Below are 12,891 nucleotides of genomic sequence, written 5' to 3' on the forward strand. Positions count from 1 at the left end.
GGTCATGCCCGCTGCCCGGGTTGTCCGGGCGACCCGAGGGGCCAGAGGTAGGGCCCCTCGGGTTCGTCCAGCCACGCCCACTGCCGCTCGCCGCCGACGGTCACCCCGTACCGCTCCCGTGCGGGCCGGTCCTCCCGCTGCCAGAGCGCGTACGCCTCCTGCGGTTCCAGGCTGCCCGCCGTCAGCGTCAGCAGGAAGCGGAAGAGATCGTCCTCGGTCGCGCGCCGGGGCAGTCCGCCGGTGTGCACCGGCGCCCGCCCGGCGCCTACCGCGCCGCGCAGCGGTACGAAGTACGCCGAGGTGTGCAGGAACCGTCCGTCGGCATGCTCGGCGTCCCGCACCCGCAACGCGACCACGCCGGTGGCCAGCGGCGTCAGGATGCGCGCTCCCGGACGGCACTGCCCGAGCCACGCGGGCGGTACGGACGGCACGGCGCAGGTCGCGATGATCCGGTCGAAGGGCGCCCGCTGCGGGCAGCCCCGCGCCCCGTCGTTGGTGACCACGGTGGGGCGCCGGCCGGCCGCCGCGAGATGGGTGCGGGCCGCCTCGGTGATGTCCTCGTCCAGATCGACGGTGGTCACCCGCTCGTCGCCCAGCCGGTGTGCGAGCAGCGCCGCGTTGTAGCCGGTGCCGGCCCCGATCTCCAGGACGCGGTCGCCGTCCCGTACGTCCAGAGCCTCCAGCATGGAGGCCATCAGCGAGGGCTGGCTGGCCGAGGAGACCAGGTCGCCGTTGCGCACGCGGGTGGCGAGCGGCCGGTCCTCGTACGCCCCCGCCAGCCAGCGCTCGCGCTTGGCGGGGTCGGGATCCTCCCGCCACAGCCGCTCGTAGCCGCCCATGACCCCGACGTAGTAGTACGGCACGAACAGGTGCCGGGGCACCTCCTCGAACGCCGCCCGCCAGGCCGGGTCCGTCAGCTCCCCGGCCGCGACCATCCCGCGCACCATCGCGCGGCGTGCCACGGCGGCCCGGGCGGCGTACGGGTCCTCTCGCTCTGTCCCCATGCCTCCACTGTGCTGCGCGCGGGTCGCGCACGCGAGGACGCCCGGCCGCCCGGCCGGAGGGGAGGGGGCGGGGCAGGAAGCGGGGGGCAGGTCCTAGGGCCCGGGTCCTCGGCCGGCCGGTCTGAGACCATGGACGGGTGAATGAGATTCCGCAGGGCACGCTTCAGGAGCAGACCTTCTACGAGCAGGTCGGCGGCGAGGAGACCTTCCGGCGCCTCGTCCGCCGTTTCTACGAGGGTGTCGCCGATGACCCGCTGCTGCGGCCGATGTACCCCGAGGAGGACCTGGGCCCGGCCGAGGAGCGGCTCGCGCTCTTCCTGATGCAGTACTGGGGCGGCCCGCGCACCTACAGCGACCACCGCGGCCACCCCCGGCTGCGGATGCGCCACGCCCCCTTCACCGTCGACAAGGCGGCGCACGACGCGTGGCTGAAGCACATGCGCGTCGCCGTCGACGAGCTGGGCCTGTCCGAGGAGCACGAGCGCCAGCTGTGGAGCTACCTCACGTACGCGGCGGCGTCGATGGTGAACACCGCGAGCTGACCCCCGCGCCCAGGGGGGGTGCCGCTCACCGCTGGTGCGGGACGGCGGTGACGCTCAATCCGCCCAGGCCGCCCCCGGTGCGTACGGCGACGGAACCGTAGGGGGTGCGCAGCCGCAGCCAGGAGCCGGTGCCGAGCAGGGCCACCGGCACCCCGGGCGCCGGCAGGAAGCCCAGCGACTGGGCGGCGTGGACGGCCCGCAGCGGCAGGCCCGTCGCGCCGATCGTGCGGGACCAGATCTCGCGGCCGATGCGGTCGCGCTCCGCGCGGGTGCGGTGCTCCGCGGGCAACTCCTCGTCCCGCGCCCGGAATTCCGCGACCGCCGCGGCGACCGCGGCGCGCAGCTCGGCGGCCTCCGGCAGGCCGGGCACCTCCTGCCAGCCGCCGCGCGGGGGCAGGACACCGGTCCAGGGCGGGCCGGTGACGGCCGCGGGGATCATCGCCTTGCCCGCCGACTCCTCGATGCCCTCCAGGAGCTGACCGGCCGAGACGGTGATGTCCAGCGGCGCCTCGTCCATGAGCGTGGCCGTGCGGATGGCCAGCACCTCGAAGGAGGGTGGCCGGCCGAACACGGCCAGGGCGCCGCCGCCCGCCTGGATGCGGACGACGGCGGCCCGGTCGTAATGGATCAGCCGGGCCAGGAAGGCGGCGAGGTCGGCCGCCTCCCTGGCGTCGGCGAAGTGGAGCGGCGCGGTCATGCGGCCGCTGCCTCCCCCTGCGCCTTCGGGGCGTGCATGCCGTCGTCCACGTACTCCTCCAGGAACGACCGCTCCTCCGCGGTGATGCGGCGCGGGCGCTGCGCTTCTAGGTCGAACGGCACGACGATCGTCGAGGCCCGTACGTACACCTGGTCGGGGTCCTTGATCTCGTACGCGATCGTCAGCGACGCCGCGCCGATCTTGGTGACCCACGACTCGATGGTCACCGGCTCGTGCCGGTGGACCAGCGGCCGTACGTAGTCGATCTCGTGCCGGGCGACGACGGAGCCGCCGGAGAACGACGGTGAGCCGTTGCCCGGCGCCAGCCGGAACATGAAGTCGATGCGGGCCTCCTCCAGGTAGCGGAGGAAGACCACATTGTTGACGTGCCCGAAGGCATCCATGTCCGACCAGCGCAACGGGCACTGGTAGATGTGACGAGCCACTGCCGCTGCCTCAGCCCCGGGTGAGCTTCTTGTGGGTGGCGCGGTGCGGACGGGCCGCGTCCGGGCCGAGCCGCTCGATCTTGTTCTTCTCGTACGACTCGAAGTTGCCCTCGAACCAGAACCACTTGGAGTCGCCCTCGTACGCCAGGATGTGCGTGGCGACCCGGTCGAGGAACCAGCGGTCGTGGGAGACGACCACGGCCGCACCGGGGAACTCCAGAAGGGCGTTCTCCAGCGACGACAGGGTCTCGACGTCGAGGTCGTTGGTCGGCTCGTCGAGGAGCAGCAGGTTGCCGCCCTGCTTGAGGGTGAGTGCCAGGTTGAGGCGGTTGCGCTCACCGCCGGACAGGACACCGGCGGGCTTCTGCTGGTCCGGGCCCTTGAAGCCGAAGGCGCTCACGTACGCGCGGGACGGCATCTCGACCTGGCCGACGTTGATGTAGTCGAGCTCGTCGGAGACGACGGCCCACAGCGTCTTCTTCGGGTCGATGTTGGCGCGGCTCTGGTCGACGTAGGAGATCTTGACCGTGTCGCCGACCCGGATCGCGCCGGAGTCGGGCTGCTCGAGACCCTGGATCATCTTGAACAGCGTGGTCTTGCCGGCGCCGTTCGGGCCGATCACGCCGACGATGCCGTTGCGCGGGAGGCTGAAGCTGAGGTCGTCGATGAGGACCTTGTCACCGAACGCCTTGCTGAGGTTCTCGACCTCGACGACGACGTTGCCCAGGCGCGGGCCCGGCGGGATCTGGATCTCCTCGAAGTCCAGCTTCCGCATCTTGTCGGCCTCGGCGGCCATCTCCTCGTACCGGGCGAGACGTGCCTTGGACTTGGCCTGGCGTCCCTTGGCGTTGGAGCGGACCCACTCCAGCTCTTCCTTGAGCCGCTTGGCGCGCTTGGCGTCCTTCTGGCCCTCGACCTTCAGACGGGCCTGCTTGCTCTCCAGGTAGGTGGAGTAGTTGCCCTCGTAGCCGATGGCGCGGCCGCGGTCGAGCTCCAGGATCCAGCCGGCGACGTTGTCGAGGAAGTACCGGTCGTGGGTGATGGCGACGACGGTGCCGTCGTACTTGGCGAGGTGCTGCTCCAGCCACTGCACGGACTCGGCGTCGAGGTGGTTGGTGGGCTCGTCGAGCAGCAGCAGGTCGGGCGCCTCCAGCAGCAGCTTGCAGAGCGCGACGCGGCGCTTCTCGCCACCGGAGAGGTTGGTGACCGGCCAGTCGCCGGGCGGGCAGCCGAGCGCGTCCATGGCCTGCTCGAGCTGGGCGTCGAGGTCCCACGCGTTGGCGTGGTCCAGCTCCTCCTGGAGCTTGCCCATCTCCTCCATCAGCTCGTCGGTGTAGTTCGTGGCCATCTCCTCGGCGATGGCGTTGAACCGGTCGAGCTTGCCCTTGATCTCGGCGACGCCCAGCTGGACGTTCTCCAGGACGGTCTTGTCCTCGTCCAGCGGCGGCTCCTGCAGCAGGATGCCGACGGTGTAGCCGGGCGACAGGAACGCGTCGCCGTTGGAGGGCTGCTCAAGGCCGGCCATGATCTTGAGGACGGTGGACTTACCGGCGCCGTTCGGGCCGACCACACCGATCTTCGCACCGGGCAGGAAGCTCAGCGTCACGTCATCGAGGATGACCTTGTCGCCGTGCGCCTTGCGCGTCTTGCGCATCGTGTAGATGTACTCAGCCAAGAGAAACCGTCCGGCAATCCGAGAGTGGGCAGATACACCCCATCTTGCCTGACGTCCATCCCTTGATGGAAACCAGTAGGGGCGCGTGCGTGGGGGCGTGCTACGGCGGTGGCCCCGGTCCGCGTGTCCGTGCACGCCCCGGGGCCACCGCCGTCACGAACGGAGGGTCACTCTTAGGTCACTCGGCGGGTTCCCCGTCGGCTCCGGCCGCCCCGGCCGGGTCGTCCTTCTTCCTGCGGAGGAAGAAGACCGCCGCACCGCCGACCAGGACGAACGCGATCGCGGTTCCGGCGATCATCGGCGTGGCGTTGGACGCGCCGGTCTCGGCGAGGTCGAGACCGGTGCCCGCGGTCGCCGTCCCCGCGCCGGCGGTGACGCCGCCGGACAGGGGGCTGGGCTGCGAGGCGGGCTGCCCGGTCATGGTGGCTGTGCTCCCGGTGGTCCGGCAGTCCAGGACGCCCTTGAACGTCCTGGTGAAGCCGCCGGGCCCGGTGATGGTGAGGTGGTACGCCTGGTCCTCGGCAACGGGGACGGTCACCGTCCGGGTCTCGCCCGCCTGGATGGTGTGCTCGGTGCCCATGAGCGTGAAGGTGAAGGCGGCGTCACCCTTGTTGGTGGCCGTGATGTCCACGCCGCCCTCGGCGCAGTTCTTCTTCGCGGACAGCGCCGGTATGGCGCCCGCAGCGGCCCAGGTGGCGGTGGCCACCGCGGAGACGGTCGACTCGCTGGACCCGGCCAGGATCTGCGTCTGGCTCCGGGTGACGCCCGCGAAGGCGCGGCCGACCGGTACGGAGGTGGTGGCCTGCACGCTCAGCGCGGCGGTGCCGTCGGCGGCTCCCGCGGGCACGTCGAACCAGAGCTTGCTGCCGTCGACGGCCCTGTCGACGGGCTTGCCGGCCGCGTCGGTGATCCTGATGCCGCTGGCGGCGGCGTCGGCGGGCGGGTTCACCGTGACCCGGCCGGCGCCGGTGCGCACGGTGACCGGCCCGAGCCGGGTGCCGGCGGGGCCGGAGACGGCCCCGGGCTCCAGGCTCAGCGAGGCCCTGGGCTCGGCGACGCTGCCGGCCTCCTCCTCCAGCCAGTCGGCGAGCTTCTCGGCGGCCGGGTCGAGCGCCTCGACCTCGGCGCCGTCCGAGTACCGCCAGATCGCCACCTGGGTGCCGGCGGCCGCCGTCTCCGGCGTGAGCGGGCCGGTGCCGGCTTCCTCGGCGAGGCCCACGAGGTCGTCGACCTGCGGGTAGGAGTGCTGGAGGATCCACCGGATCCGGCCCGCGTCCTTGTTGCCCCCGAGCGAGGTCTGGTCCCAGGGGGTCTCCAGGTACCTGGCCTTCTCCTGGGTGGGGTTGTGCAGGTCGATGCAGTACGTCTTGAGGGTGCCCCCGCCGTCGACGGTCATCTCGAACAGACCGGCGGGCAGCTGCTGTTCCTGATTGCCGACGTGGAGCACGGCCTGGTGGAAGGTGGTCAGCCCGTTGAGGGTGGCGGCCGCACCACCCTGGTGCTGGGGCGCCTCGTCGGCGGAGGCCGGCGTCGCACCGCCGAGGGCGCCCGCCGTGATCAGCCCGGAGGCGACGACCGCGGCGGCCAGACGGGCGGCGCGACTCTTCCGCCTCCGTACAGAAAACGCAGCAAACACAGAATTCCCCTCTGGGCGAGGTGTTGTCGCGTGGGACGCGTGGGGGGAGTGCCTCGCCAGCCGACTCAAGTGCCCCGTGAGTACCCGGGAATCCTAAAGAGGCGGCCCAGCACAGTCCCCTGTCATACCGTCAGATAACCATTCCGACTCGGAATCGTTATCGCGCGCTTGCGCGGACGGCCGGCGGAGGCCCGTCACCGCACCAACTCCGCCGCGTTCTCGGCGCCGCGCTGCATTTCACCATGCGCGGCGGACTCTTGATCACCGGCCGCTTGCGGCTCGGCCCTCGCCGGCCGCCTGAACGCCGAGGTCCCGCGCGTCAGGTCGTGTCCCGCCGCCACCGCGTCGATGTCCACGAACGTCCTGCGCTGCCCCTCCCAGTCCTCCTCGCGGACCTTCAGCCGGCCGTGCACCACCAGCGGATCGCCGACCGCGACCGACGCGGCCAGGTTCGCCCCGAGCGTGCGCCACGCGCAGACCGTGTAGAAGCTGGTGGGCCCGTCGACCCAGCCCGCCCTCTCCCGGTCCCACCGCCGTGCCCGCGCCGCGAACCGGAACTTCGCCACTCCCCCGGCCGCCGTGTCCCGGTAGTCCACGCTGGTCGCCACATTGCCCACGACGGTCACCATGGTCTCGTTCACCGCGTCCACCCCTTCCGTCCGCCGGTCCCGCGCCGGCCGTCGACAGACCCCATGCTGAGCGCGCTGCCGAATTCCCGCCGACGGGTGTGTACAAGTCTGCTCATGTGCACAACTCCGTCACCCACATGGGGCAGCACGCGACGCTCCACCGTGCCCGCACCCAGGTCCCTGGCGCCCGCACCGCAGTGCCCTCGTGCCCGCACCGCAGGCCACCTCATGAGCCCGCCGCCCCCCGTGCCGCGACCGCCGCATCCGCCGGACCTCGACCGACCCGTCCCGGAGCTCAACCCACCCGCCGGCCCGAGTCCACCGTCGCGTACTGCTCGCGGACCTCGCGGTAGCGCATGAGCTCGGCCGCGATCGGGTCGAGCACCATCGCCCGGCCGCACCCCGCCGCCGCCTCCCGCAGCCGGCGCTCCGTCTCCTGGCCGTAGCGGCGCGCGGGCCCCCGGGCGGCCGCCGCGCACGCCCACTCCACCAGCGGGCCCCCGACGACACCGGCCAGCATGATCAGCGCGGGGACCATGAGGCCCGGTTCCAGGACGCCGACGATCTGGCCCGCCAGCCACAGGCCGCCGTAGAACTGGAGCAGCGTCATGGCCGCCTGGGTCAGCACCGCGGCCGGCCACCAGGCGGGGCGCGGCGGCCGCCCGTTCCTGCCCGTCCGCTCCTCCTTGCCCGCGCGCCCTTCCTCGCCCTGCTCCTGCTCCTTGCTCAGGCGACCCTTCCTCCCGCGCCGGCCCTGCTTGCCCGGCCGGCCTTCCCTGTCCGGCTGCGTTTCCTTGCCGGGCCGTGTTTCGTTGCCCGGCCGGCCGACCGTCACCGCCAGCTCGTCCAGGGCTTCCGGAAGCCCCTGCGAGCCCCGTACCGCCGCCTCGCGCACCGCCTGGGCCCATGGCGCCGGCAGTCCGCGTGCCGCCTCGTCCGCGACCACCCGTACCGCCTGCTCGACGCGCTGCCGGGCGGTGAGCTCGTCCTCCACGGGCACCTCGGCCTGCGGTTCCGCGCCGGCCCCGGGCGTCCGCAGCCGCTCGTACCACCGCCACAGCCGCAGCCACGGCGTGCCGCACGCCCGTCCCGCGTTGCGCCGCCACTCGCGCTCCGCGGCCTCGCCCGCCGCCCGGGCACCGACGGCGACCGCGAGCCGCGCCCCGAAGTCCTCGCGGGACCGCTCGTCGAGCCCGGTCCGGCTGTCCGCCACGTACACCGGGCGCAGCCGCCGTGCCGTCGCGTCCACGTCCGCCGACAGCCTCCGCTGGGCGGCGTTGCGCTGCTGGACGAACGCGCCGAGCATGTCGCGCAGTTCGCCGACGCCCTCCCCGGTGAGCGCGGACAGGGCCATGACCGTGGCGCCGGGTTCGCCGTGTTCGCCGAGGGCCATGCCGTCCTCGTCGAGGAGCCGCCGCAGGTCGTCGAGGACCTGGTCGGCGGCTTCGCCCGGCAGCCGGTCCACCTGGTTGAGCACCACGAACGTCACTTCCGCGTGCCCGGCCAGCGGCCGCAGGTAGCGCTCGTGCAGCGCGGCGTCGGCGTACTTCTCCGGGTCGACCACCCAGATCACCGCGTCCACCAGGGCCAGCAGCCGGTCCACCTGCTCGCGGTGGGCGATGACCGCCGAATCGTGGTCGGGCAGGTCCACCAGGACGAGGCCCTGCAGCGCCTCGTCGCCGGCCCCTCCCGCAAGGGGACGGCGGCGCAGCCGCCCCGGAATGGCGAGCCGGTCCAGCAGCCCGCCGGCGCCCTCGGACCAGGCACAGGCGATGGGCGCGGAGGTGGTGGGCCGGCGCAGCCCCGTCTCGGAGACCGGTACCCCCGCGAGCGCGTTGATCAGGGTCGACTTGCCGCTGCCGGTCGCGCCGGCGATGGCGACCACCGTGTGCCGGGAGGACAGCCGCTGCCGGGCGGCCGCCTCCTCCAGGACGCGCCCCGCCTCGGCGAGCGTCGCGCCGTCGAGCCGGGTCGCCGAGAGCCCGACGAGTTTGCGCAGGGCGTCGAGGCGGCCGCGCAGGGCGGTCGCGTAGGGGCCGTCCGGCGTCTGTGGTTCCTCGGCGGCGGGCTCCTCGTTCGCCGCCTCCTCCTGCACGCGGCGGGCGATGAGCCCGTCGTCCCAGCGTTCGTCCACGGCACTCACCGCAGTCACCTCTCCCTCTGCAGTACGGACAGCGCAGCGATCAGCTCGGCCTGCGGCTCGGGCGTGATGCCGAGCCGGTCGAGCGGCGCGAGGCGCCGGTCCCTTTCCTCGTGCAGGACGCGGTCGATGTACGTCTCCACCAGCTCGCCGCCCCGGTCACGCAGTCTCAGGGCGCTCTGCGCGCCGAGGAGTTCGGCGAGCCGCTCGCCGGCGTTGCGGGTGCGGCGTCCGCCGAGCAGCGCGGCCGCCAGGAGGGCGGCCACGGTGTCGGGGTCCGGAGCGGCGTTGCGCTCCATGCGCCGCACTTCGTCCTCGGCGAGCTCCTCCAGGACCCGCCGCCAGCGCCGTACGGCCATGCCGATGCGCTCGGCCGACTCGGCGTCGGGTGGCGCCTGTCCGCCGCCGAGCGCCCCGGACGCCGGTTCGCGCCCCCACGCTTCCTTTACGCGTTCGTCGGCGGCTGCGACGGCGCACTGGAACAGCGCGCCGAGCGACTCGGTGAGCGAGTCGAGCAGTTCGGTGGCCGAGCAGTCGCGGGGGAAGCCGCGCCAGCGGGTGCGGGCGTCCCCCGCGAGGACGGCGCCGCGCTGCAGCTCCCGGCGCACTCGCTCGCCCTCCTTCTCGTACGCGGCGTCGACGCCCCCGGAAAGCCGTACGGCGGCGGCGTACTGGGCCGCGACGGCCCCGGCGAGCTCGGGCATGCGCACCCGCAGCGAGGCGATGACGCCCTTGGCGGTGCGCCCGACGGCCTGCCGGCGGGCGGCGGGGTCCTGGGCGTGGTGGTTCAGCCAGGCGCGCAGGGCGGCCACGGCGTTCTCCGGCAGCAGTCCGCTGCCGCCGCCCGCCGACTCGGGCAGCTCGGGGATGGTGAAGCGCGGCACGTCGCCCAGTCCGGCCCGCACGAGCAGCGCCTCGTACTGCCGCGACACCTCGCCGATGACCTGGTGCGGCACCCGGTCGAGGACGGTGACCAGGGAGACGTCGTACTCCTTGGCGGTGCGCAGCAGGTGCCAGGGCACGGCGTCGGCGTACCGGGAGGCGGTGGTGACCATGACCCATACGTCGGCGGCGCAGAGCAGCTCGGCGGCGAGCTCACGGCTCTCGACGACGAGGGAGTCGATGTCGGGCGCGTCGAGCAGCGCGAGCCCGCGCGGCAGGCTGTGCGCGGTCTCGACGCGCAGCGCCTTGCCGCCCGCGGGCTCCGGCTCCCCGTCCTCGGGCCCCCACACGCGCGTCAGCTGGGGCAGCACCCGCATGCCGGCGAACCAGTGGTGGTCCTCGGGGTGGCAGACGAGGACGGGCGTCCGTGTGGTGGGCCGCAGGACGCCGGCCTCGCTGACGCGTCGCCCGACCAGCGAATTGACGAGGGTGGACTTGCCCGCCCCGGTGGAGCCCCCGACCACGACCAGCATGGGCGCTTCCGGTTCCTTCAGCCGTGGCACCAGGTAGTCGTCGAGCTGCGCGAGCAACTCGGCACGCGTCTGCCGCGCCCTGGGTGCCCCTGGAAGGGGGAGGGGGAGACGCACGGCAGCGACACGGTCGCGCAGGGCGGAGAGTGCGTCGATGAGCTGAGGCCGTACGTCCAAGGTCACCACATGCGAAGAATGCCCAATTTCGGCACCGTTTTGAAGCGTATGGGGGCCTCTGCGCGCCGATCAAGCACAATCCGGCACGGGGGACACAGGGGACGAGTGGGACGCAGGCATAACGAGTGCACAACACCCGGGCCGCGTGACGCGAAAAGCGCTGCGAGAATCGCACCTGCCTGCGATTATCGGTTCGCTTCACCGAACCTCCACATCGTGCCACGCAGGTGAAGCGACCGGGTCAAGGCGATCGGAGCCCTATCCTTGTCCCCGGCAAGGTCACGGACAACCCACCAGGGGCTCCAGGCCACAAGGCCACCACCGGCCCCCGTAGCTCAGTGGATAGAGCAGGCGCCTTCTAAGCGCTTGGCCGCAGGTTCGAGTCCTGCCGGGGGCGCACCGCCAAGCCCTCCCCTGGGAGGGCCTTCCTGGTTGAACGGGCGACCAATTCAGGATCATCCTTGCGGGCATGATCCTGCGAGCCCCCGCCCTCGATGCGGTCGCCGCGCGCGACTACGCCTTCGACTGGGCTCTCGTCGACGTGGAGACCTCCGGTCTCGTTCCTCGCCGGGACCGCGTGCTGTCGGTCGCGGTGGTGACCGTCGGGCCTGACGGAGAGCAGACCGGCGAGTTCTCGACGCTTCTGGACCCCGGGTGCGATCCGGGCCCGGTGGACATGCACGGCCTGACCGCCGAGCGGCTGCGCGGGGCGCCGACGTTCGAGCAGGTCGCGGGGCGGATCGGGGCATTGCTCCAGGACCGGGTCCTGGTCGCCCACAACGCGCAGTTCGACTACGACTTCCTGGCTCACGAGTTCGCACGGGCACGGATGTACCTGCCGGTCTCACAGCGGCTGTGCACCTGCCGGCACGGTTCGGCTCCTCACCGACGGCCCGGGCCGGGCAGACCATCGCCCTCGATCTCGCCTCGCTGCCGCCTTCCAGCCGGAAGATCGTCGTGGCTGCCGCCATCGACGGCGACGCCGCCTTCGGCGACATCGGCGCGGTCCAGGTCATCGCCGCTCCCGGCAGCGGCGCCGCCCCGTTGGCGCGGGCCACGTTGGACGCCGCGACCACGGAACGCGTGCTGCTCCTCGCCGAGGTCTACCGCCGCGGGCCGGCCTGGCGCTTTCGCGCGGTGGGCCAGGGATACGAGTACGGGCTCGACGCCCTCGCTCGCGGTTACGGCGTCGACATCGCCGACTGAGCGGACGGCGGACCGAGGCATCGGCAGGTCCCGCTCACCGGCGCCGAGGCGGGGCTGCGGGCGGGCACACTCCCGCGCCGGCTTCGACGTCGCAACCGGTCGGGCCGGTGCCACACATGCCACGTCGGAACGTCCCGAGTGCCCGCCGGTGCCCGGCCCGGGAGGCCGGCCCCGCCGCGAAACGGCCGGGCCCTCCCCCGCGGGTGGCGGGGGAGGGCCCGGGCGGGTGGCGGAGGTGGTCAGGGCGTGGTGCGGGCCGTGGTGCGCGGGGTCACCGGGTTGGTCGAGCGGGTGGCCGTGGCCAGGAGGCGGAGCGCTGCCTCCGACGGGCTTCCCGGCTCGGCGCTGTAGGCGAGTACGCGCTGGCCCGACGGGTCCGACAACTGCATGCTCTCGAAGCCGAGTTCCATCGGCCCCACCAGCGGGTGGTGGAACCGCTTCGCCCCCGAGGTGCAGCCGCGCACCGGGTGGCGCGACCACAGGGCGGCGAACTCCGTGCTCTTCATCGCGAGTTGGCCGATGAGCTCGGCGAGGGCGCGGTCGTCCGGGTGGCGGCCCGCCGTCAGGCGCAGGGCGGCGAGGGCCGTCCTCGCCTCCTCCTCCCACTCCGTGTACAGCTCGCGGGTGTGCGCGTCCAGGAAGAGCATGCGCGTCAGGTTCGGCCGCTGCGACGGGCTGTCCGGGCTCTCGGGGTCGATGTGGCCGGCCAGCAGGGCGTGCCCCAGCGGGTTCCAGGCCAGCACGTCGTTGCGCCGGTCCAGGACCACGGCCGGCACGTCGGCCATCGCGTTGATCAGGTTCCGCAGGTTGGTGCGGGCGTGCTCGGGACGCGCGGCCTGCGGGCGGCGGGGCCGGGAGGGGCGGGCCAGGTCCCGCAGGTGGGCGCACTCGTCCTCGCTCAGCCGCAGCGCCCGGGCGATGGCGTCCAGGACCGCCTCGGAGGCGTTGGTGCTCTGCCCCTGTTCGAGCCGCGTGTAGTGGGTGACGCTGACACCGGCGAGCAGGGCCAGCTCCTCGCGGCGCAGGCCGGGCACCCGCCTGCGGGTGCCGTGCGGCGGCAGACCGACGTCCTCGGGCCGCAGCCTGGCCCGCCGGCTCCGCAGGAAGTCTCCGAGCTCCGATTGAGTACCCATGCCCTCCAGTGTCCCCGCCGGGCGCGCCGGGTGCGAGCGCTCAGCCTGGTCCTGTCATGAGTAGTCTCCGGGCTCGTGGCCTCCCGGCGCCTAGCCAGAACAGAGGTCTGGGCACCCCCTGGCCGTGGCGCCAAGGTTCCTTCGTACCCCCGTTGCGGAGCGATACGAAGCGAATGGAGCTCGGAGACCATGTC

Annotated in this window: 11 protein-coding genes, 1 tRNA gene and 1 pseudogene; 4 read left to right on the forward strand and 9 right to left on the reverse strand. The window is 73.1% G+C overall.

What is annotated here, in order from left to right; all coding sequences use genetic code 11:
• Positions 1–2: 2 nt before the first annotated feature.
• The gene (locus IH00_RS0106625; RefSeq protein WP_031070582.1) at positions 3–1,004 is read right to left on the reverse strand and encodes a methyltransferase domain-containing protein; all 1,002 of its coding nucleotides are present in this window, start codon (positions 1,002–1,004) and stop codon (positions 3–5) included.
• A 137-nt stretch (positions 1,005–1,141) separates the two neighbouring features.
• On the opposite strand from IH00_RS0106625, the gene IH00_RS0106630 reads away from it, so the two are divergent.
• The gene (locus IH00_RS0106630; RefSeq protein WP_031070583.1) at positions 1,142–1,546 is read left to right on the forward strand and encodes a globin; all 405 of its coding nucleotides are present in this window, start codon (positions 1,142–1,144) and stop codon (positions 1,544–1,546) included.
• A 25-nt stretch (positions 1,547–1,571) separates the two neighbouring features.
• Here IH00_RS0106630 and IH00_RS0106635 read toward each other — a convergent pair whose 3' ends face one another.
• The 7 genes from IH00_RS0106635 to IH00_RS0106665 form a co-directional block, all read right to left on the reverse strand.
• The gene (locus IH00_RS0106635) at positions 1,572–2,243 is read right to left on the reverse strand and encodes a DUF8010 domain-containing protein (protein ID WP_031070585.1); all 672 of its coding nucleotides are present in this window, start codon (positions 2,241–2,243) and stop codon (positions 1,572–1,574) included.
• The gene (locus IH00_RS0106640; RefSeq protein WP_031070587.1) at positions 2,240–2,689 is read right to left on the reverse strand and encodes an acyl-CoA thioesterase; all 450 of its coding nucleotides are present in this window, start codon (positions 2,687–2,689) and stop codon (positions 2,240–2,242) included. The genes IH00_RS0106635 and IH00_RS0106640 overlap by 4 nt, the downstream gene beginning before the upstream one ends.
• Positions 2,690–2,699: 10 nt before the next feature.
• A complete protein-coding gene (gene ettA, locus IH00_RS0106645; RefSeq protein ID WP_078887576.1) occupies positions 2,700–4,364 on the reverse strand; it encodes an energy-dependent translational throttle protein EttA in 1,665 nt (554 codons plus the stop codon).
• Positions 4,365–4,542: 178 nt separating this feature from the next.
• Positions 4,543–6,000, reverse strand: a complete 1,458-nt coding sequence (locus tag IH00_RS0106650) for a Cys-Gln thioester bond-forming surface protein (RefSeq protein WP_078887577.1) — start codon at positions 5,998–6,000, stop codon at positions 4,543–4,545.
• A gap of 194 nt (positions 6,001–6,194) precedes the next feature.
• Positions 6,195–6,641, reverse strand: a complete 447-nt coding sequence (locus IH00_RS0106655) for a single-stranded DNA-binding protein (protein ID WP_031070592.1) — start codon at positions 6,639–6,641, stop codon at positions 6,195–6,197.
• A gap of 283 nt (positions 6,642–6,924) precedes the next feature.
• On the reverse strand, positions 6,925–8,781 hold the full coding sequence (locus IH00_RS0106660) for a GTPase (RefSeq protein ID WP_039946313.1): 1,857 nt from the start codon (positions 8,779–8,781) through the stop codon (positions 6,925–6,927).
• Positions 8,778–10,358, reverse strand: a complete 1,581-nt coding sequence (locus tag IH00_RS0106665) for a dynamin family protein (RefSeq protein WP_031070596.1) — start codon at positions 10,356–10,358, stop codon at positions 8,778–8,780. The genes IH00_RS0106660 and IH00_RS0106665 overlap by 4 nt, the downstream gene beginning before the upstream one ends.
• Before the next feature lie 324 nt (positions 10,359–10,682).
• Between IH00_RS0106665 and IH00_RS0106670 the strand changes: the two genes are divergently transcribed.
• The 3 genes and pseudogenes from IH00_RS0106670 to IH00_RS43860 all read left to right on the forward strand — a co-directional run bounded on the left by IH00_RS0106670 (position 10,683) and on the right by IH00_RS43860 (position 11,564).
• Positions 10,683–10,755 (forward strand) — tRNA-Arg (locus tag IH00_RS0106670).
• A 72-nt stretch (positions 10,756–10,827) separates the two neighbouring features.
• Positions 10,828–11,223, forward strand: a pseudogene (locus IH00_RS43855) (exonuclease domain-containing protein); the annotation flags it as partial.
• Between the two features lie 92 nt (positions 11,224–11,315).
• Positions 11,316–11,564 carry a TerD family protein gene (locus tag IH00_RS43860; protein WP_420710862.1) on the forward strand — a complete coding sequence of 83 codons (249 nt, stop codon included), beginning with the start codon at positions 11,316–11,318 and terminating at the stop codon, positions 11,562–11,564.
• A gap of 239 nt (positions 11,565–11,803) precedes the next feature.
• Here IH00_RS43860 and IH00_RS0106680 read toward each other — a convergent pair whose 3' ends face one another.
• Positions 11,804–12,697 (reverse strand): helix-turn-helix domain-containing protein, encoded by an 894-nt coding sequence (locus IH00_RS0106680; RefSeq protein WP_031070601.1) that lies wholly within the window; start codon positions 12,695–12,697, stop codon positions 11,804–11,806.
• Positions 12,698–12,891 lie beyond the last annotated feature (194 nt).

The sequence above is a fragment of the Streptomyces sp. NRRL S-118 genome (genome assembly GCF_000716335.1).
Classification (GTDB): Bacteria; Actinomycetota; Actinomycetes; order Streptomycetales; family Streptomycetaceae; genus Streptomyces.

What these genes read in the sequence shown, in the direction of transcription:
- IH00_RS0106625 (WP_031070582.1), bottom strand. Translation starts at nt 1,004, where the DNA reads ATGGGGACAGAGCGAGAGGACCCGTACGCCGCCCGGGCCGCCGTGGCA.
- IH00_RS0106635 (WP_031070585.1), bottom strand. Translation starts at nt 2,243, where the DNA reads ATGACCGCGCCGCTCCACTTCGCCGACGCCAGGGAGGCGGCCGACCTC.
- IH00_RS0106680 (WP_031070601.1), bottom strand. Translation starts at nt 12,697, where the DNA reads ATGGGTACTCAATCGGAGCTCGGAGACTTCCTGCGGAGCCGGCGGGCC.